Origin of the sequence: Nocardia sp. NPDC046763, assembly GCF_040645495.1 — a bacterium.
Lineage (GTDB): Bacteria > Actinomycetota > Actinomycetes > Mycobacteriales > Mycobacteriaceae > Nocardia.
Window position 1 is genome coordinate 129526 of the sequence record NZ_JBEYYI010000015.1, and the last position, 18972, is coordinate 148497.

The 18972-nt window shown below is 69.1% G+C and carries 18 protein-coding genes; 9 read left to right on the forward strand and 9 right to left on the reverse strand.

The window, feature by feature from the left end; translation table 11 throughout:
• Window positions 1–38: 38 nt before the first annotated feature.
• The 5 genes from ABZ909_RS24305 to nagB are packed head-to-tail and all read left to right on the forward strand — an operon-like array spanning window position 39 to window position 5160.
• Entirely contained in the window at window positions 39–1322 is a 1284-nt protein-coding gene (locus ABZ909_RS24305; RefSeq protein WP_357003341.1) for a PTS transporter subunit EIIC, read from the forward strand.
• Window positions 1319–1582 (forward strand): HPr family phosphocarrier protein, encoded by a 264-nt coding sequence (locus ABZ909_RS24310; RefSeq protein ID WP_357003343.1) that lies wholly within the window; start codon window positions 1319–1321, stop codon window positions 1580–1582. The genes ABZ909_RS24305 and ABZ909_RS24310 overlap by 4 nt, the downstream gene beginning before the upstream one ends.
• On the forward strand, window positions 1572–3227 hold the full coding sequence (gene ptsP / locus ABZ909_RS24315; protein ID WP_357003345.1) for a phosphoenolpyruvate--protein phosphotransferase: 1656 nt from the start codon (window positions 1572–1574) through the stop codon (window positions 3225–3227). Before ABZ909_RS24310 ends, ptsP begins: the two co-directional genes overlap by 11 nt.
• The gene (locus ABZ909_RS24320; RefSeq protein WP_357003347.1) at window positions 3224–4390 is read left to right on the forward strand and encodes an amidohydrolase family protein; all 1167 of its coding nucleotides are present in this window, start codon (window positions 3224–3226) and stop codon (window positions 4388–4390) included. Before ptsP ends, ABZ909_RS24320 begins: the two co-directional genes overlap by 4 nt.
• Window positions 4378–5160 (forward strand): glucosamine-6-phosphate deaminase, encoded by a 783-nt coding sequence (gene nagB / locus ABZ909_RS24325; protein ID WP_357003349.1) that lies wholly within the window; start codon window positions 4378–4380, stop codon window positions 5158–5160. Before ABZ909_RS24320 ends, nagB begins: the two co-directional genes overlap by 13 nt.
• A gap of 125 nt (window positions 5161–5285) precedes the next feature.
• Here nagB and ABZ909_RS24330 read toward each other — a convergent pair whose 3' ends face one another.
• Window positions 5286–6194 (reverse strand): sigma-70 family RNA polymerase sigma factor, encoded by a 909-nt coding sequence (locus ABZ909_RS24330; protein ID WP_357003351.1) that lies wholly within the window; start codon window positions 6192–6194, stop codon window positions 5286–5288.
• Window positions 6195–6364: 170 nt separating this feature from the next.
• On the opposite strand from ABZ909_RS24330, the gene ABZ909_RS24335 reads away from it, so the two are divergent.
• Both ABZ909_RS24335 and ABZ909_RS24340 read left to right on the forward strand, forming a co-directional pair.
• The gene (locus tag ABZ909_RS24335) at window positions 6365–6889 is read left to right on the forward strand and encodes a cupin domain-containing protein (RefSeq protein WP_357003353.1); all 525 of its coding nucleotides are present in this window, start codon (window positions 6365–6367) and stop codon (window positions 6887–6889) included.
• 7 nt (window positions 6890–6896) lie between these two features.
• Window positions 6897–7769 carry a class I SAM-dependent methyltransferase gene (locus tag ABZ909_RS24340; RefSeq protein WP_357003355.1) on the forward strand — a complete coding sequence of 291 codons (873 nt, stop codon included), beginning with the start codon at window positions 6897–6899 and terminating at the stop codon, window positions 7767–7769.
• A gap of 6 nt (window positions 7770–7775) precedes the next feature.
• Here the strand turns inward: ABZ909_RS24340 and ABZ909_RS24345 are convergent, their stop codons facing one another.
• The 3 genes from ABZ909_RS24345 to ABZ909_RS24355 form a co-directional block, all read right to left on the reverse strand.
• Entirely contained in the window at window positions 7776–8162 is a 387-nt protein-coding gene (locus ABZ909_RS24345; protein WP_357003357.1) for a hypothetical protein, read from the reverse strand.
• 446 nt (window positions 8163–8608) lie between these two features.
• Window positions 8609–9574 (reverse strand): DUF1152 domain-containing protein, encoded by a 966-nt coding sequence (locus ABZ909_RS24350; RefSeq protein WP_357003359.1) that lies wholly within the window; start codon window positions 9572–9574, stop codon window positions 8609–8611.
• Between the two features lie 352 nt (window positions 9575–9926).
• Entirely contained in the window at window positions 9927–10742 is an 816-nt protein-coding gene (locus ABZ909_RS24355) for an alpha/beta hydrolase (protein WP_357003361.1), read from the reverse strand.
• A 173-nt stretch (window positions 10743–10915) separates the two neighbouring features.
• Here ABZ909_RS24355 and ABZ909_RS24360 point away from each other — a divergent pair, with 173 nt between their 5' ends.
• Complete coding sequence (locus ABZ909_RS24360) at window positions 10916–11464, forward strand: TetR/AcrR family transcriptional regulator (RefSeq protein ID WP_357003363.1); 549 nt, start codon at window positions 10916–10918, stop codon at window positions 11462–11464.
• Window positions 11465–11846: 382 nt separating this feature from the next.
• Here ABZ909_RS24360 and ABZ909_RS24365 read toward each other — a convergent pair whose 3' ends face one another.
• The 5 genes from ABZ909_RS24365 to mptB all read right to left on the reverse strand — a co-directional run bounded on the left by ABZ909_RS24365 (window position 11847) and on the right by mptB (window position 16639).
• Window positions 11847–12095, reverse strand: coding sequence for a hypothetical protein (locus ABZ909_RS24365; RefSeq protein ID WP_357003365.1), 249 nt, complete (start codon window positions 12093–12095; stop codon window positions 11847–11849).
• A 65-nt stretch (window positions 12096–12160) separates the two neighbouring features.
• Entirely contained in the window at window positions 12161–13138 is a 978-nt protein-coding gene (locus ABZ909_RS24370; RefSeq protein ID WP_357003367.1) for a heme A synthase, read from the reverse strand.
• A 110-nt stretch (window positions 13139–13248) separates the two neighbouring features.
• Window positions 13249–14031, reverse strand: a complete 783-nt coding sequence (locus ABZ909_RS24375) for an ABC transporter permease (protein ID WP_357003369.1) — start codon at window positions 14029–14031, stop codon at window positions 13249–13251.
• On the reverse strand, window positions 14028–14960 hold the full coding sequence (locus ABZ909_RS24380; protein ID WP_357003371.1) for an ABC transporter ATP-binding protein: 933 nt from the start codon (window positions 14958–14960) through the stop codon (window positions 14028–14030). The genes ABZ909_RS24375 and ABZ909_RS24380 overlap by 4 nt, the downstream gene beginning before the upstream one ends.
• Window positions 14957–16639 (reverse strand): polyprenol phosphomannose-dependent alpha 1,6 mannosyltransferase MptB, encoded by a 1683-nt coding sequence (mptB, locus tag ABZ909_RS24385; protein WP_357003373.1) that lies wholly within the window; start codon window positions 16637–16639, stop codon window positions 14957–14959. The genes ABZ909_RS24380 and mptB overlap by 4 nt, the downstream gene beginning before the upstream one ends.
• A 164-nt stretch (window positions 16640–16803) precedes the next feature.
• Between mptB and ABZ909_RS24390 the strand changes: the two genes are divergently transcribed.
• Window positions 16804–18957, forward strand: coding sequence for an MMPL family transporter (locus ABZ909_RS24390; protein WP_357003375.1), 2154 nt, complete (start codon window positions 16804–16806; stop codon window positions 18955–18957).
• Window positions 18958–18972: the final 15 nt, after the last annotated feature.

An 18972-nucleotide genomic window follows, 5' to 3' on the forward strand; every position in this document is an offset into this window, starting at 1 on the left:
GTACGCGTGACTCCATTCACAGACTGAGGACCACTTTCATGGCCGATGCCGTCGAGAGCTCCCGCAAGAAGCTCGATCTATCCGGACTGCAGAAGCTCGGCCGCAGCTTGATGCTGCCGATCGCCACGCTACCCGCTGCCGGACTGTTGCTCCGGCTAGGACAGGACGACATGCTCGGCCGGTTCTCGCCGCTGCGGTCCGTCGCCGCCGTGCTCGCCGGCGCGGGCGGCACCCTCATCGACAATCTGCCGCTGCTGTTCGCGGTCGGCATCGCCATCGGCTGGGCGAAGAAGGCCGACGGTTCCACCGCGCTCGCGGCGGTGGTCGGCTACCTCGCCTTCACCGGTGTCCTCAAGGCCATGTCACCGGTGGTGCTGGACGGCAGCTGCGGCCCGATCCTGGGCTGGCTGTTCCGGGCGGCGCACTGGAACTGCCCGGTCGTCGACGTCGCAAAGGCCCCGGCCGCACAGCTCGTCAACTTCGGCGTCCTCGGCGGCATCGTGATGGGCCTGACCACGGCCGCGCTGTGGCAGCGCTTCCACCGCACCCAGCTACCCGACTACCTGGGCTTCTTCTCTGGCCGCCGGCTGGTGCCGATCCTGACCGCGTGCGCGGCCGTCGTGATCGGCGTGCTCATGTCGTTCATCTACCCCGCCTTCAATTCCGCGCTGACCTGGCTGGGCACCACCGTCGCCGACAACTCGGTCGTGGGCGGCGGCATCTTCGGCTTCGCCAACCGCATGCTGCTGCCGCTGGGCCTGCACCACATCATCAACTCGGTGGTCTGGTTCGTCATCGGCGACTACCACGGCGCGCACGGCGACATCCCGCGCTTCCTGGCCGGCGACCCCTCGGCCGGCACCTTCATGACCGGCTTCTTCCCGATCATGATGTTCGGCCTGCCCGCCGCGGCCATCGCCATCTGGCGCCACGCGCGCCCGGAGCACCGCAAGATGATCGGCGGCATCATGCTGTCCACCGGCCTGACCGCGTTCCTCACTGGCATCACCGAGCCGCTGGAGTTCTCGTTCATCTTCGTGGCCTGGCCGCTGCTGGTGATCCACGCGTTCTTCACCGGTACCTCGCTGGCGCTCACCAATGCGCTCGGGATCCACGACGGGTTCACCTTCTCGGCCGGTGCCATCGACTTTCTGCTGAACTTCGGCAAGGCCACCCATCCGCTGCTGCTGATCCCGATCGGACTCGGCTACGCGGCCCTGTACTACGTCACCTTCAGCTTCATCATCAAGCGCTGGAACCTGCCGACACCCGGGCGGGAACCGGACGAGTCCGAGATCGAGAAGGAGAACATCGCAGCATGATCACCCGCACCGCCGTAGTCGCGTCCGAGACCGGACTGCACGCCCGGCCCGCTGCCCTGTTCGCCAAGGCCGCCGGGGAAGCCGGTGTGCCCGTACAGATCTCGGTCGGCGGCAAGGACCCCGTCGCCGCCAACAGCCTGCTGCAGGTGATGACCCTGGGCGTCAAGCAGGGCGACACCGTCACCCTGCACGCCGAGGACGGCGCCGACGCGGCCCTCGATACGCTGGTCGCGATGCTGGAGACGGATCTTGACGCGTGAGGTGCGCGGTGTCGCCGCCGCCCCCGGGATCGCCGTCGGATCGGTGAAGTGGCTGGCGCCCGCGCCGGTCACCAGCCCGGACGACCCACCCGGGAGTGACGTCGAGGCCGAAATCGCCCGCGCGGAGGCCGCTTTCCAGACGGTTGCCGGCCGGTATTCCGCGCAGGCCCTCGAGGCACAGGGCCCGGCGGCGGACATCCTGTTCATGACCTCGGCGCTGGCCGCGGACCCGGCACTGCTGGATCAGGTGCGCACCGAGATCCGGAGCGGGACGCCGACCGCGCACTCGGTCACCGAGGCGGTGGCGCACTTCGGGGCGCAGCTGGCCGCGCTCGGCGGCATGATGGCCGAACGGGCCGCAGATCTGCGGGACGTGGGCCAGCGGGTGGTGGCCGAGTTGCTCGGGGTGGATCCGCCCGGGATCCCGGACAGTGCAACGCCTTTCGTGCTCGCCGCACAGGATCTGGCGCCCGCCGACACCGCGACGCTGGACCCGGAGCGGGTCATCGGGCTGCTCACGGTCGCGGGCGGGCCGACCTCGCACACCGCCATTCTGGCCAAGGCGCTGGGGATTCCGGCCGTGGTCGCCGCACCGGACGCGGCCGGGATCGCCGAGGACACCGAAGTCGTGCTGGACGGCACGGCCGGCGTGGTCGAGGTCGAGCCGACCGCCGCGCGTCGCGAGGAAGTGCGCGCTCTGCGCGCCCGGCAGGTGGACACGCCGACCGGTCCGGGTCGTACCGCCGATGGCCACGCCGTACCGCTGCTGGCCAATGTCGGCTCCGCGGCCGATGCGCGGCTGGCGGTCGAACTCGGCGCCGAGGGTGTCGGCCTGTTCCGGACCGAATTCCTGTTCCTGGACCGCAAGTCGGCCCCGACGGTGGCCGAGCAGACCGAGAGGTACGCCGAGATCTTCCGTGTCATGGGCAACCGGCCCGTCACGGTCCGCACCCTCGATGCCGGATCCGACAAGCCGCTGCCGTTCCTCGACCTGCCGGACGAGGAGAACCCGGCGCTGGGCGTGCGCGGTCTGCGGTTGAGCAGCGTCGATGAGGGGACGCTACTCGACCAGCTCACGGCCATCGACTCCGCGGCAGAGCAGACCGGCACGCCGGTTCAGGTCATGGCGCCGATGGTCGCCACCACGGAGGAGGCGGGCTACTTCGCCGCCCGCGCCCGGGACGCCGGGATCGACACCTGCGGCATCATGGTCGAAATCCCCGCCGCCGCACTGCGTTCGGAGCAGCTCGGTGCGCAGGTGGCCTTCTTCTCCATCGGCACCAACGATCTGTCGCAGTACCTGTTCGGCGCCGACCGCATGGCGTCGTCACTGGCGGCGCTGCACAATCCGTGGCAGCCCGCGCTGGCCGCGACCATCGCCTTGACGGTGACCGGCGCGGGTAAACACGGCGTCAAGGTCGGCGTCTGCGGCGAATCCGCGTCGAATCCCGAATTCGCCTGTGTACTGGTGGGTCTCGGCGTCGAGACGCTGTCCATGGCGCCGCGCTCGATCGGCGGGGTCCGGGCCCGGCTCGCCGAGGTCACCCTGGAGCAGTGCAGAGCGGCGGCGGCAGCGGTGCTGTCGGCCCGCACCGCCGACGACGCGCTCCAGGCCGCGCGCCGGGCATTGGGGCGGGACAAGTGACGACCACCCTGCGCGGCCGGGTCGTCACCCTCACCGAGGCGGGCGAGCTCGCCGACGGGGTGGTTTCGTTCGACGGGGCGCGCCTCGACTATGTGGGCCCGGCAACGGGATTCGGCGGCGACCTGCCGGAACCGGCGGACGAGCCGCCGATCATCCTGCCGGGGCTGATCGACGTGCACTGTCACGGCGGCGGCGGATTCGGCTTCCCGGAAGCCGATCCCGAGGGGGTGGCCGCCGCGGCGAACTTCCACCGTGGCCGGGGCACCACGACGCTGCTCGCCTCCCTCGTCTCCGCCACCGAGGCCGAACTGCGCGACCGCATCGACGTACTCGGCAAGGCCATCGACGACGGCCTGCTGGCGGGCATCCACCTCGAAGGCCCGTTCATCAGCGAGCACCGGCGCGGAGCCCACGATCCCGATCGGATCATCGCCGGTGATCCGGCGCTGCTGGAAAGGCTCCTCGACTACGCGGGCGGCCGCATCGTGTCGGTGACCGTGGCCCCGGAAACGGCGAACTTCGACGCCCTCGCGGACGTACTCGCCGACGCGAATGTGATTCTCTCCCTGGGACACACCGCCGCCGACTACGCGCAGTCCGTGCACGCCATGCGCCGCGGCTGGCGGGTGTCCATCACGCACCTGTTCAATGCCATGCCCGAGCTGGCGCACCGCGACGCCAACTTCCTCACCGCCGCCATGGCCGCGGCGGGACGCGGGGATGTGGTGGCCGAGGTCATCGGCGACGGCGTGCACCTGGCCGACGGCACCGTGCGCATGGTCTTCGACACCATCGGCCCCGACAATCTGGCCCTCATCACCGACGCCATGGCCGCCGCCGGGCAGCCCGACGGGCGCTATCAGCTCGGCAGCCTGGATGTCGTGGTGCGGGAAGGCATCTCGCGCATCTACGACCCGGACCGGGAGGGCGCCATCGCCGGCGGCACCGCCACCGCCGCGGAAGTGCTGCGCCGCACCGTCTTCCACGCGGGCGTCGACCTCACCGCGGCGGCCACTGCCGCGTGCGCCACCCCGGCCCGCCTGCTCGGCGTGGCCGACGACATCGGCGCGCTCGCTCCGGGGATGCGCGCCGACATCCTGGTCGCCGACCACCACCTCAACCCCGTGACCGTGTACAAGGATGGAGCGCCATGGAACTCGTGATCACCGACAACGCGGCCGAGGCGGGTGTGCTGGCCGGCCGCATCATGGCCGACCACGTGCGCCGGGGCGCTCGCGCGATCGGGCTGGCCACGGGCTCCTCACCGCTGGGCGCGTACCGGGAGCTCATCCGGCAGTATCGCGAGGAGGGCCTGAGTTTCGCGGGCGTGCAGGCGTTCCTGCTCGACGAGTACATCGGCCTGCCGCCGGGACATCCGCAGTCCTACCGGCAGTTCATCCGTGACGAGTTCACCGCGCACGTCGACTTCGCCGACACCGACGTCCACAGCCCCGACGGCAATGCCGCCGATATCCCGGCGGCCGCGGCCGCTTACGAACGCGCCATCGCCGAGAACGGGCCCATCGCCGTGCAGATCCTGGGCATCGGCGCGAACGGGCACATCGGCTTCAACGAGCCGGGCTCCTCGCTGCGGTCGCGCACCCGGGTCAAGACCCTGACCCCGACGACCCGCGAGGACAACGCTCGCTTCTTCGACGACGACCTGGCTCAGGTGCCCACCCACGTCCTCACCCAGGGCCTCGGAACCATCGGCGACGCCGGCCATCTGCTCATGATCGCCACCGGTGCGGGCAAGGCGGAGGCGGTCGCCGCCGCGGTGGAGGGCCCGCTCTCCGCGTTCTGCCCGGCGTCGATCCTGCAGATGCACCCGCACGCCACCGTCATCGTGGACCCGGAGGCGGCGGCGCGCCTGCAGGCCGCCGACTACTACCGGTTCGCGATGGCGAACAAGCCCTCCTGGCAGAGCTTCTGACAGCGTGATGCCGGTGTAGCACGCCTTTCGCGCACCCCGTCCGCGGTGATTCGGAAAAGCCTGTGCGGGTTCGTGATCGAGCAGCTCGACGCAGTCCGGTCACATGCTCGGTGTCTGGCGTGCCATCAGGTGATCCGGGATAGCTTGTGCGGGTTGGTGATCGAGTAGATCGTCTGGATTCGGGTGCCGGCCGGGTCCAGGTCGACGACGACGGCCGCCAGCGGGCTCTCGTCGGAGAACACCAGGACGCAGGGGTCTTCGGCCACCCAGCGGTAGCGAATGGCTAGGTGCCCGGCGGGGAGGTCGGCGGCCACGGCCATGAAGACCGCGGCGACTCGGTCGCGGCCGTGGACGGGTTCCAGGCTCTGGGCCCGGCCCGCGCCGCCGCTATCGGTCCACAGGGTGACGTCGGGGGCGAGGACCTCGAGCACGGTGGCGAGGTCACCGCGCAGGGTGGCCTCGGCCAGGCGCTCGCTCAGCCCGGCCTGGAAGTGCTTGTCGCGCTGGCGAGGCCGGCGCTCGTGGATGTGCTTGCGGGCGCGGGAGGCGAGCTGGCGGATCGCGGCGGGGGAGCGGTCGAGCATGGCCGCGATCTCGGGGTGGCCGAAGCCGAACACATCGTGCAGGACGAAGACCGCGCGCTCCAGCGGGGACAGGGTTTCCAGGACCACGAGGACGGCCATGGACAGTGATTCCTTGCGTTCCACGACGCCGGACACCTCGTCCTCGGTGGTGACCAGCGGTTCGGGAAGCCAAGGGCCGACGTAGGTTTCGCGGCGTCTGCCGATCTCGGTGCGCCGCGCCAGGGCATGATTGGCGACCACCCGGACCAGGTAGGCGCGGGCATTGTCGACCGGTGCCGCGGCGGGGTCCCGGTGCCGTGCCGCCCACGCCAGCCATGCCTCCTGGAGCACGTCTTCGGTATCGGCGACGCTGCCGAGCATGTTGTATCCGACCGCGAACAGCAGTTCGCGGTAGTCGAGAAAGCGCGCGGTGACCTCGTCGGAGGCCGCGTGCGGTGGCTGTGCCGTCATGACTCGTCTCCCTTCTCTCGCCACCGAAGAGCCGGGCGGCCCGGAAACTGTGACATGGTGGCCCGGATCGTGTTCCGTGTCACCGAAGCCCGCTCCCATGTCACTGTTCGCGGTCACCGTGCCTCTGTGTTGTCGTCCGGGGAGGGTCCCCGGGGCCGAGGAGACCGACCATGACCACCACACCCTCCGGCGCGGACCGCGCCCTGTTCATCCGGGCCGGCGAGGCCGAACAGCTGCCGGGCCTGGGCGTGCACCTGTACGCCGACCACGATATGACCGGCGGAAAGCTCAGCGCCAACCGCGCGGTCCTGCCCGCCGGCACCGACGGCCCGCCGCCGCACTTCCACACCACATCCGCGGAACTGTTCTTCCTGCTGGGCGGCACGCTGCGGGTACTGGCCGGGGAGGAGATCCTCACCATGGGCGAGGGGGATTTCCTGCTGGTGCCGCCCGCCATGGTGCACGCCTGGGCCGCCCCCGCCGATTCGGCGGCCGATGTGTTGATCGTGTTCACGCCCGGCATCGAACGCTTCGAATACTTCCGGATGGGTGAGCGGCTCCGCCGCGGCGACGGCGATCCGCTCGAAATCCTGCGCGCCCAGGAGCGTTTCGACAACCACTTCGTCGACAGCCCGCTCTGGCGCGAATCCCGGATCGATCGGGCGGCGGGCGAACTATGGCCGCCGCGCCGATAATGAACCCGTGACCGAGCGTGCAGCGAGCCGGACAGCGGTCCTGGTCTGCCAGGGCCGCGCCGTGGCGGACGGGCGAATGGGCGTCGGGCGGTTCTCCGACCCGGTCGCGGTCGAATTATTGGTCGACGGCGAACGCGCACTGGTTGATCTCGTGCGCGCCGGCGCTGCGCCGAAGGGGGTCGGGGCGCGGATGGAGTACGAATTGCTCTCCGCCACTTCGGAAGTGCTGGCGGCCCGCACGGTCGCCATTGACGATGCGGTGCGGGAGAGTGCGCATCTGCAGCTGGTGATTCTGGGCGCGGGGCTGGACGCGCGCGCCTGGCGCATGCCCGAACTGGCGGGAGTCGCCGTGCTCGAGGTGGATCATCCGGCGTCCCAGGCCGAGAAACGGGAACGGCTGGGGGAGCGGGAGGCCCTGGCGGACGTCCGTTTCGTCCCCGTCGATTTCGGTAGGGACTCCCTCGGGGCCGCCCTCACCACGGCCGGTCACGATGGGACGCGGCCCACCACCTGGATCTGGGAGGGCGTCGTCCCCTATCTGACGCCCGCCGAGGTCGCCGAGACAGTCATCGAGGTGGCAAAGCACAGTGCCCCCGATAGCCGCCTGATCATCACCTACCCGACCCCCAATCGGGTGTACCACTACGGCCGCAAGGCCATGGAGCTCTTGCTGTCTGTCTCCGGCCGCACCAATCCGATGGCCGGTGAACCGCAGCGTTCGAACTGGACCCCCGAGGCGATGGCCGCGCTGCTGGCCGAGCACGGCTTCTCGGTCACCGCCGACCGCGACCTGCAATCGGTCGCGGTCGAGGCGGGAATCGAGGGCAAACGCACCTCCGTCCGCGCCGACGGTCACATCGTCATCGCCGATCGGCGCTGACCCTGGTCAGTTCAGCGTGACGACCCAGGATCCGTTGCAGCCGCGGTTGGTGTCGCGGTTCGGATCGTAGTTCCACACCGTCTGCAGGTCCGAGTCCTTCTGAATGTCGAAATCACCCGTCGGCGACTGCACCGGCTGGCCGTTGTAGAGCAGCAGGCTCAGGTCGTTCGGGTAGATCGTCCACGACCCGTTGTAGCCCGCCGGGTAGTTCATGGTCACCGTGGTGGTGCGGCCGGCGTGGTTCTGCACCACGATGCACGAATTCGGATGATTGGACTGAGCCTCGGCCGGTGCCGCGGCCAGCACGATGGCCGCGGCACCGACCGCGGCAGCGGCCACCGGTGCCGCTGCCTTCGCCACCAGACCCCGTCCGCCGTTGGGAACGTTCCACATGATGCCTGACCTCCGTTTGAATTCCACCGCCCGAATGGCTGATTGGATGAGACGAAGTTATCCACGGCACCCAGCGGGTTACTTATGAAATCCTTGTCGCCACGGCCCGGTGGTTGTCGTCCGCTTCCATCGGATCGGCAGCGATCAGGACCAGCCGCTCCCGCACCCCGGGACCGAGATATCGGCGTACTCGATCGCGATCTCGCGGGTCCGTTCTTCACAAACCGTCAGGCATAAGCACATGGTTGTTCTGAGCTGAGCCGCAACGTGATTCGCGGGCAGACCGAGTACGCCGACCTGCTTCCGGTTCGGTGGGCGTGGCCTCGGTCGAGTGTCGGCCATCGCGGGCACACGTCTCGATTCGAGCGTCGGCCATCGGCTCTACCAGACGATGGCCTGACGGCCATTGGCCGATCGGCTGTTCTGGTGAACCGGGACGTCGATCGTCATACGGGGATCGTTCGGCGAGGCCGCAGGGGCGTGCGGTCGCGGAACGCTTCTATAGCCGCGGCAACTTCGAATGGTGTTGTGGCGTGCGCGATGTCGTCGCGGTAGAGCACCCGCTCGGCGACGGCATACAGGTCGAATCCCCAGACCATCGACATGAGGGGATTGACGAAGAGTTCGGCACCCTTGGCGCGGGTGCGGGCCAGGCAGTGGTGATCACCGAATTCGCCGCGGGCGGCGTCGGTGATCGACGCGCAGACGATGCTCTCCCTACCCGGGGTGTGCTGCTGAACCCAGTCGACGGCCGCCAGCCAGGCATCGACGGCCGCGATGCCTGGCGTGAGAGCGAAGACGCCGTGATAAGCGCCGAGTCTGGCGAGTGCGGCAACGTTTTCCAGGAAATGCGCGTGGCAGACGCCATGGTGGGCATCGACGCCGAACCCCACACAAACGGCCAGCTTGACGGGCAGGTCGAGCGCCTGCGCCGCCAATAGGCTGGTCACATCCTCGACCGGTGTACCCAATCCGGCTTCATCACCGGTCATCAGCAGATCCGTACCCCCATCGACCAACACCACCCCATCCAGCCGGAGTTCGCGCGCCAACCACGCGTAGGCCGCCCGGACATCGGCGGGCCCACCCTTGCGAATCAGGAACACCCGATCCGGAAACCCGTGGTCACGCAACCACGCCGCGAGGTGCTTCTCGGGAAAGTACGCGTCCGAACCCTCGGTCTCAGCATCGATTTCGAACAACCCCGGCCCGACCTGCCGGGCCGTGGTCCGCGTGACCGGTGTGAATGTGAGATTCGCCAGCACCACCGACTTGCCCTGCTCCTGCAGCGCGAACGCCATCGGCAATCCACTGAGCACGTCGAACCCGCCCCCAGCGCCAGCGACCAGGACCCGCGAGCAATCCCGCAGTCGATGCAGTGCCGGTGTGTCGAACAGCGAGAGCGCACCCATCCGTCGAAGTATCCAGCACTCCCGCCGCCGGCGCCCGATCTCGCGGGCGGATCAGCCGACTGCCATACCCGAATTCGACTGTGCGACTCCGCTGCTCACCCATGAGCTCGCCTCCGAGGCCGAGAACTGCCAATTCACGGTGTCCGACTGGACGACGGTCGGAGTTCTCGCTCGCGAAGTCCTCGAGCGCTTCATTCACGCTGCCTCGCGGCGAACCCTCCCTGCCGACCGAATCCGCCAATCGGATCATCGCTGCCGGACCATCAGACTCCAGCAGGATCGGGAGTCCTCACCGTGGCTACCCGGACGAATTCCGCGCCGAGAGCTCCCTGATCTTGATGGGTGCCACACTTCATCTCGGTGACGGGTTGGCTCCCGGTGTCGCGTATGCGGATTTCATGAATGGGCGGACGATGTCCAGGAATTGCTCGGGGGCGGAGGAGAAGGGCAGGTGGCCGGTGGGGAGGACCTGCAACTCGGAGCCGGGGATCAGGGCGTGGGCTGTCCTGGCGTAGCGGAGGGGGAGGACCGGGTCGCGGCGGCCCCACACTATCAAGGTCGGTGCCGCTATCTCGGTTGCGTGACTGGTGAGGTCGTAGCGGGGATCGTTGAAGCTGTGCCACAGAGCGGAGTAGGTGGCGCGGCCGATCTCGGTGCCCGCCACGCGGATCGCGCGCTCCACGACGGCGTCGTCGTGCGGGCTCGCGGGCTTCATGTAGTTGCGGATGCTGTGCGGCAACCAGCGGCGGGCCATCAGGTTGGAGCCGTAGAGGTTGCAGTAGGCCCGGGTCAGCGGTGTCTGCCGGACGAAGCCGCCGGTGTTGACGAGGACGAGCCCGGCGACGCGCGCGGGCTGCTCCAGCGCCAGGCGGGCGGCCGCGAATCCGCCCACCGAACTGCCGATGAACACCGCGGGATCCAGCTCCAATGTCGTGACCACCTCGGCGAGCGTGTCGGCGATCGCGGCGGCGGAGACGGTCGAATTCGGTTCGGACGCACCGTGTCCCGGCCAGTCGATGGCGATCACCCGATGCTCCGCGGTCAGCGCCGGGAGGATCGGATCGAAGTCGTGGTGGTCGTGCAGGGTGGCGTGCAGCAGGACCACCGTGGGCCCCGTGCTGATGTCTTCGTAGGCCAGTTGTCCGGCCGACGTGCGCATGATGTGCATACGCAACAACCCTTCATTCGATTGTGGTGACCGACCGGTCGTTCACTGACCAGTCGGTCGGTCAAGTATGATGTGACCATACAATCGGTCCGAAACACACGCAAGGGGACGCCGAATCGCCTGTCGCGCAACACAGGGCGAACCGGCACCACCTCTGGTGAGGGTTGAATCTGATGAATCTGCGGGAGGATTCCGCCGCGCGCACCCGCGCCGCGCTCGTCGACAGCGGCCTGGTGCTGGCCGAGCGGCTGGGACTCGGCGGTGTCAGCGTGAACGTCCTGGTGGCCGAGCTCGGCGTCTCGAAAGGCACGTTCTTCCACCACTTCGGTACCCGCGCCAACTACCTGCTGGCCCTGCATCGCGAATTCCACGAGCGCCTGCAGGTCGAAATCGACTCCGCCACCGCCGGTCTCGCCCCGGGCCGGGACCGCCTCCTGGCCGGATCCACCGCCTACCTGAACGCCTGTCTGCGCGACCGCGGGGTCAAGGCTCTGCTGCTCGAAGCCCGGGCCGAACCCTTGATCGTGGACGAGGTCACGGCTCGCAACACCCACAACGCCGCGCTGATCGAACCCGATTTCAAGGTCCTGGGCTGGCCTCACCCGGAGGCAGGCGCCCGACTGTGGGTCGGCGTGGTCGCCGAAGCCGCCTTGCTGGAATTGCAGGCCGGCCATGAGCAGGGGTCGGTTCGAAGCGCCCTGTGGCAGTTCCTCCCCGCCTGACCCGCCTCCACGGCAGCGTCCAGGGCGCGCCCGACCCTCGCACGCGCAGGTGCCGACAACGGCCCTCCCGGCTGTCGCACCCCATCATCACCGCGGGCCCCCCACCGCGCAGACTGCTCCGGCGACCGCGACAGCAGCGGCAATCCGGCGAACGAGCCTCATATGCTCCACTTCCGGCGTAACGGCCGCGAGTGCTCGGCCGGAATGTGCTGCTGCGCAGCTGGATTCGCCGCTCATGGAGGTCAATCACCGGATGGTGGCTGCGGGGCAGCGATCCGGGCATCGGCCGCAGCGCTCACCCGAGCTCATCCCTGAGGCGTAGCGCTGGTCAGGGAAGACCCGCTGTCTCGTCATGTGGGAGCGAGCCTCGATCGGTGCGCCGTCAGAGCTGGTAATGAGAGGCGACGGCGTCCTGGCCGGTGTAGTTCGGGCCGTCTGCCTCGAAAAGGGCGTGGGCGTTGCCGCATCCGATATCCAGCCAGCGCCGGAGTGCGGGACGGGACGCCAGCCGGGCAACGGGATCGAAGCCGAGTTCGCGACGGTAGGCGGGCAGCCGGCGGCCACGGTTCACGGCGGAGTTCGCCACTACCGCAGCCTGTTCCAGCTGGGTGTCGTCGAGTGGTTCGGGCACGCGGGACGTCCTGCCGGGTGTGGTCGGCGGCGTGTGCGGAGCCGCTGACCGCGAGCCGGGTGGATTCAGGCGGCGGCCTGGTCGGCCGCTGCCGGGGCCGAGGTGGGGAGGGGTTCGCGGGTGCGCATGGCGGCCCAGAGGGCGGCGGTGGCGGCGGTGCAGGCGGCGGCGCCGCCGACGTGGACGGCGACCAGGGCGGCGGGCACGTGGGTGAAGTACTGGACGATGCCGACCAGGGCCTGGGAGCACACCAGGGCGATCACCAGGATGAGGCGGTTGCGGATGGTCTTGTTCATGCCGACCGCGGCCAGGCCGCAGGCGAGGCCGACGAGCAGGGCCAGGTACGCGACCAGGAGTTCGGCGTGCAGGTGGACCAGAGTGACGATCTCGACCTGCAGGCGTTCGACCGGCTTCTCGACGCTCTTGTCACCCGCGTGCGGGCCCGCGCCGGTGACCAGGGTGCCCGCGATCAGGGTTCCGGTGAGGGCCAGACCGGAGAGGGCGGTCAGCAGCCGCAGTGGCTTGGGAACCGGGACCGTGTCGATGCCCTCGTCGGGTTCGCCGACCTTGGCCCACAGCAGTGTCGCCAGCCACACCATCAGCATGGATGCCAGCAGGTGCACCGCGACCGTCCACCACAGCAGCCCGGTGCGCACGGTGATACCGCCGATCACGGCCTGCAGCACGGTGCCGCCGGGCATCAGCCATGCGTACACCTGGACTTCGCGCCGCCGCCGCGCCCGGGTGACCGCGAGCACGATGGCCGCCGCGGCGAGCGACACCACGAAAGTGAGCATGCGGTTGCTGAATTCGACCACCTGGTGCAACACCGGCACCTCGGCCACCGCGGTCGGCACGAAGCTGCCGGGGAAGCACTGCGGCCAGGTGGGGCAGCCCAGACCCGAGGCTGTGACGCGGACGACCGCGCCGGTTACCGAGATTCCGGCCTGGGACAGGATGACCAGGAAGGCGAGGAGTCGCTGCACCCGCAGGGAAGGCATCGGGAACAGGTCGGCAAGTCGCTGGAAGGCGCGAGACAGCACGCACCGATGGTAGCGGGGCCGCATTTCGCCCCGTCACCCGCCCTACTACAACGTGTCGTTAAACACCCGGGTGGGCGCGAACTTTCGAGGTGACCGCCGCCCGGTCGGCCTCAATCGAACTTGAAGAAGCGGGTGGCCAGCCACCCCGCGAGCCCGCCCCAGCCCGCCAGCACCGCGAGCCCGTACCAGTCGATGCTGGTGCGCATCGCCTGCTCCAGGCACTCCGACAGCGCCCCGGACGGAATGATCCGCGCGATCAGGCTCACCGCGTGCGGCAGGTCGTCGGACATGAACACCAGGCTCGCGGTCCCGAGCATGACGAACCAGAGAATGTTGGCGAGCGCCAGCACCACCTCGGCCTTGAGCGTCCCGCCCAGCAGCAGCCCCAGCGCCGCGAAGGTCGCGGTCCCGAGCGCGATCACCACCGCACCCAGCAGCAACCCGGTCAGCGCCGGCCGCCAGCCGAGCGCGAATCCGATGGCTCCCAGCAAGACCGACTGCAGCACCACCACGAGCAGCACCGCCGAGCACTTGCCCGCGACAATGCCCCACCGCGGCAGCGGCGTCGCCCCGAGCCGCTTCAATGCCCCGTACCGCCGATCGAAGCCGACGGCGATCGCCTGTCCGGTGAACGCGGTCGACATGATCGCCACCATCATCACCGCGGGCACGACCCGGTCCACCCGGTGCTCGCCGAGCCCGCTCACGGGCAGCAGGGTCAGCCCGATCAACAGGGTGATCGGAATGAACATGGTCAGCAGCAGCTGTTCCCCGTTGCGCAGCAACAGGATCAGCTCCATGCGGGTCTGCGCCGCCAGCATCTTGGCGCGCGTTGTCGGTTGCGGCGCGGGGGAGAAGGTGCCCGCCGCGAATCGGTTCACGGTCTCGGTCATCCGCGCAGCTCCCGCCCGGTCAGTTCGAGGAACACGTCTTCCAGTCGGCGCTGGTCGATGCGAATGTCGGTGGGCAGCACGTCGATTCGCGCGCACCACGCGGTCATGGTGGCCAGCACCTGCGGGGTGATGTCGCCCTGCAGCAGGTACGAACCGGGCGCGGTCTCGCGCGGGGTGAACCCTTCCGGCAGTGCGGCTTCCAGCAGCGACAGGTCCAGTTTGGGCGGCGCGGTGAACGCCAGCCGCCCCTCGGCTCCGTGCGAGGTGACCTCGGCGGGCGTGCCCTGCGCGACGACCTGCCCGTGGTCGATGATCACCAGCTGATCGGCCAGCTGCTCGGCCTCGTCCATCATGTGCGTGGTCAGCAGCACGCTGACCCCGTCGCGGCGCAGCGCGTCGATGAGCTCCCACACCAGATGCCGTGCCTGCGCGTCCAATCCGGCGGTCGGCTCGTCGAGGAACACGATCTCCGGCCGGCCGACCAGCGCGCACGCCAGCGCGAGCCGCTGCTGCTGCCCGCCCGAGAGCCGCCGATACGGCGTCCGCCGAGCGTCTTTCAGCCCGAGCGTGTCCAGCAGCCAGGCCGGGTCCAGGGGGTTCGCCGAATAGGACGCGACGAGATCGAGCATCTCCCCGGCCTTCGACCCCGGATACGCGCCGCCGCCCTGCAGCATCACGCCGATGCGCGGTCGGAGCTGATCGGAGTCGGCGATCGGGTCCAGGCCCAGCACCCGCACGGTTCCGGCGTCGGGAACGACGAAGCCCTCGCACATCTCGGTGGTGGTGGTCTTGCCGGCGCCATTGGGTCCGAGCAGGGCCAGCACCTGTGCGCGTTCGATATCAAAGCTGATGCCGTCGACCGCGGTGGTCTCGCCGTAGCGTTTCACGACGCCGTCGACGCGTACGGCGGGTCCGGAAGCTGCGGTCACGATGAGACACCGTAAGGCGTGGGCTGCTGTGACCGAGCCGACACCCCCGGCTGATTGCGCCACGGCAGCACATTTCGGGTGAGGAAGATCAGCGACAGGCCCACGATGACGGTGGCGATGGCGGATTCGACGATCTGGAAGACATAGAAGTCCGCGCCGCGCGGCATGACCATCACCGACACCACGACCGACAGCACCACCGCGGGCACCCGGAACGCGGGCCGGTTGGCCCACGCGGCGAGGGGCACGATCGCCCACAGCAGGTACCAGGGTTGCACCACCGGGAACAGCAGCACGATCGCGCCGAGCGAAACACCCAGCGCGCCGATCGCATTCAAGCGCCCGGTCCAGGCGGCGATGAGCATGCGCAGAGTGACGAAGCCCGCGACGAGTTCCGCGATGGGCCGGGTGATGTCGAGCAGGGCGGTGGTGTGGTCACCGAGTCCGAGCAGCACGCCGCCGAACCCGGTGATGATCCCGACGGCGGTCGGCAGCGAGAGGTAGCTGCGCACGGTGGTGGCGGTGCCGACGGTATTGACCCAGCCGAATCCGAGGCCGCTGGCATAGCTCACGGAAAGCGTCGTGACCACGGCTATGGCACCGAGCACACCGCCGGCGATGAGCACGGGTTTGAGTCCGCGCCCCCATCGCCGCGCCAGCGCCATGCCGACGAATCCGAGGCTCACCAGCGAGGTGATCTTCACCGACGAGGACAGCGTGATCAGCACGGTGCCGAAAACCAGCAGCGCCCAGGCTCTTTGATCGAAGTGCGGGGCATCGTCGATGGCGCGCAGGCAGAATTCCAGGCCCGCCAGCATGAGCCCGAGCATGAGCGCGTCATTGTGCACGCCGCCCACCAGGTGGAACAGCACCAGCGGGTTGGCCGCGCCCAGCCACAGCGCGCTCACCGGCGCGACCCCGCAGCGCCGCGACAGCCGCGGCAGCGCCCACACCATCAGTGCCACGCCCGCGAGTGCCAGCAGCCGGTGCAGCCACACCCCGAGCACGATGTTGTCACCGGTGATCTGCGCGATGCCGCGTCCCACCCACAGGAACAGCGGCCCGTACGGCGCGGAGGTGGACCGCCAGATATTGGGCACGTTATTGGTGAGCACGTTGTCGAGCCCGAGCCCGTCCACCGGTCCGACCGAATACGGGTCCATGCCCCGGGCCGCGATTTCGCTCTGTGCCAGATACGAATACACGTCGTTGCTGAACATGGGTGGCGCGACGCTGAGCGGAATGATCCACAGCAGCAGCGTCCGATCCATCTGGGAGCGGCTGAGCCGGTGGCGTGGATCACCGCCCCATCCGCCGACGGCGAAGCGGCCCAGCAGCAGCCACGCCATGATCACCAGGACGGTGCCGATCATGCACATGGCCAGCGTCGAGGTGCCCGCGCGCGCGAAGAACCCGAGCACCCGCATGCCGGAGATCGGATTCTGGTGCACCGGTTGCGCTCCGACACCGAGCGCCGATACCGCCATGATCACGGCCCCGGTCGCGCCGAGTAGGCGGATCCGCAGCAGTTGCAGGGTTTCGCGCCGGTCCAGGCCGGGCCGGTCGGCGTCGATGCTGTGCAGGACGGCGACGGTGTGATCGGCGGCAGGAACGTCCAGGCCCAGGGCCCGGCGTCCGATATCGATGACTCTGCGCCGCGCGCCTTCCACTACCGCCACATCTGCGAAGCCTAGTCCGGAGCCGCGGGTCGGACGCCGATCGCATGGCCGTAGCGGGGGTTCGCCCGGTGTGCTCGCGAGTTGCCGATCGGCACCCACACTTGCCATTAATACCCCTGGGGGTATAGTCGTGACATACCCCAGGGGGTATGGAAGGAAGTCAGATGCGAAGTACCACAGTCGGCGTCGCCGACGCTTCTCCGATCACGACCGCCCCCGGCGGTCTGCTGGGCCGTCTCGGCGCCCACATGGCCGATCACGCCCGCTGGGTGTTCGGCTTCTGGTTGATCCTGTCGGTCGCCCTCGGTGCGGCCGCGCCCGCGGTGTTCGACTCGCTCGCGGGGGCGGGCTGGCAGGCCAATGGATCAGAGTCCGTGCAAGTCCGCGAACTCGCCCAGGAGCACTTCGGCGGCAACTCGGCCACGGCGGTGCAGGTGGTGATCCACTCGGACACCGCGACCATGGACAGTCCGCAGGCTCAACGCCTGGTGGGGGATCTCACCGGAATCCTGCAGGCCGACAGCCGATTCGGCGCGATCGTCGCACCCGTGCCGGGGCAGTCGGTCAGCCGCGACGGCCACACCGGCATTCTGCTGGCGGGCGCGAATGCGAACACCGACGAGATGGTTGCTGCGGTCACCGACGTCGGCCCGAAACTGAAGGCTCTCTCATCCGACGGCTTCGAGATCTATCCGACCGGCGCCTCGGCGCTGTGGAGCGACTTCAACAAGGCCAATCACGAGGCGATGATGAAGGCCGAGATGTTCTCGTGGCCGGTCACATTGGCGATCATGGTGCTGGCCTTCGGTTCCCTGGTGGCGGCCGGACTGCCGCTGCTGCTGACCCTCACCGGGCTCATCGCTTCGGCGGGTGGCCTGGTGTTGCTGAACCATGTCACGTCGATTTCGGTGTGGGCCATGAACTTCGCCATGATGTTCGCCCTCGCGCTCGGCATCGACTACGCGCTGTTCCTGGTCTCCCGCTTCCGCGACGCCATCCGCGGTGACACACCACCGCGCATCGCCGTCGCCATCACCATGGCGACCGCCGGTAAGGCCGTGCTCCTCTCGGGCCTGACCGTGCTGGTGAGCCTCTCGGCCGTGCTCGTGGTGCCCGCGCCCGCGGTGCGGACCATGGCGGTCGGCATCATGTTCGCGGTCTCGTTCGTGCTGCTGGCGACGCTGACCCTGCTGCCCGCCGTGCTCGGCGTGCTGGGCCGGCGCGTGAACGCGGGCTCGCTGCCGTACGTGGCCCGGCAGCAGCATCGTTCGCCGGTCTTCGCGAAGTGGGGACGACTGCTGCACAGCCACCCGTGGCCGTTCGCCGTCGGCTCTCTGCTGGTGCTGATCGCGCTCGCGATTCCGGTGACGAGCCTGAAGGTGGCCATGCCGTCCATCCAGGTGGTCCCCGCGGACGCGTCCGTGCGTCAGGGCTACGAGCTGGTCCAGCGCGAATTCGGTCGGGGCGCGCCCGGCATGCTGCAAATCGTGGCCCCCGCCTCGGACGGCGCGGACGTCCAGCGAATCGTGGCCTCGGACAATCGGATTGCGATGGTCACCCCGCCGCAGCCCGCCGCCGACGACAGTGGCCTGGTCATGCTCCAGGCGACCCCGACGGTCGACCCCTCGGACCCGGCCATGGGCGACATCGTCCATTCGCTGCGCGCCGCACTCCCGGCGGGTGCGCTGGTCGGCGGGGCGGTCGCCGAGAACCTGGACCTCCAGCAGGCTTTGAACGACTACCTGCCCCTGGTGGTCGGCATCATTCTGGTGCTGGGCTTCCTGCTCCTGCTGGTCGCCCTGCGTGCTCCGCTGATCGCCCTGCTCGGCGCGGGTGTCAGCCTGCTGTCGACCGCGGCGGCGTTCGGTGTGGCGAAGCTGGTGTTCCAGGACGGCCACGGCGCGGGCCTGCTCGGTTTCACGCCGCAGGGCTTCCTGGACGGCTGGGGTCCGGTGTTCTTCTTCGCCATGATCTTCGCCATCGCTATGGACTACACGGTCTTCCTGCTGGCCACGGCGAAGGAGCACTACGAGCGCTCGGGTGACCCCGAGGTGGCCCACATCGACGGCATCGCCCACTCGGGCCGGGTGATCGCGGCCGCGGCGGCGGTCATGGTGGCGGTGTTCTTCACCTTCGCACTGGCCGATCCGCTGCCGCCGAAGGAGATGGGCATCATTCTCGGTGTCGCCGTCCTGCTGGACGCCGTGCTGATCCGCCTGATCCTGCTGCCGGTGCTGCTGCGCCTGACCGGGCACGCCGCCTGGTGGTCGCCGCGCTGGCTGCGCAGGGTGCTGCCGGATATCAGCTTCGCGCACTGACGGGTGGGGTCGTGG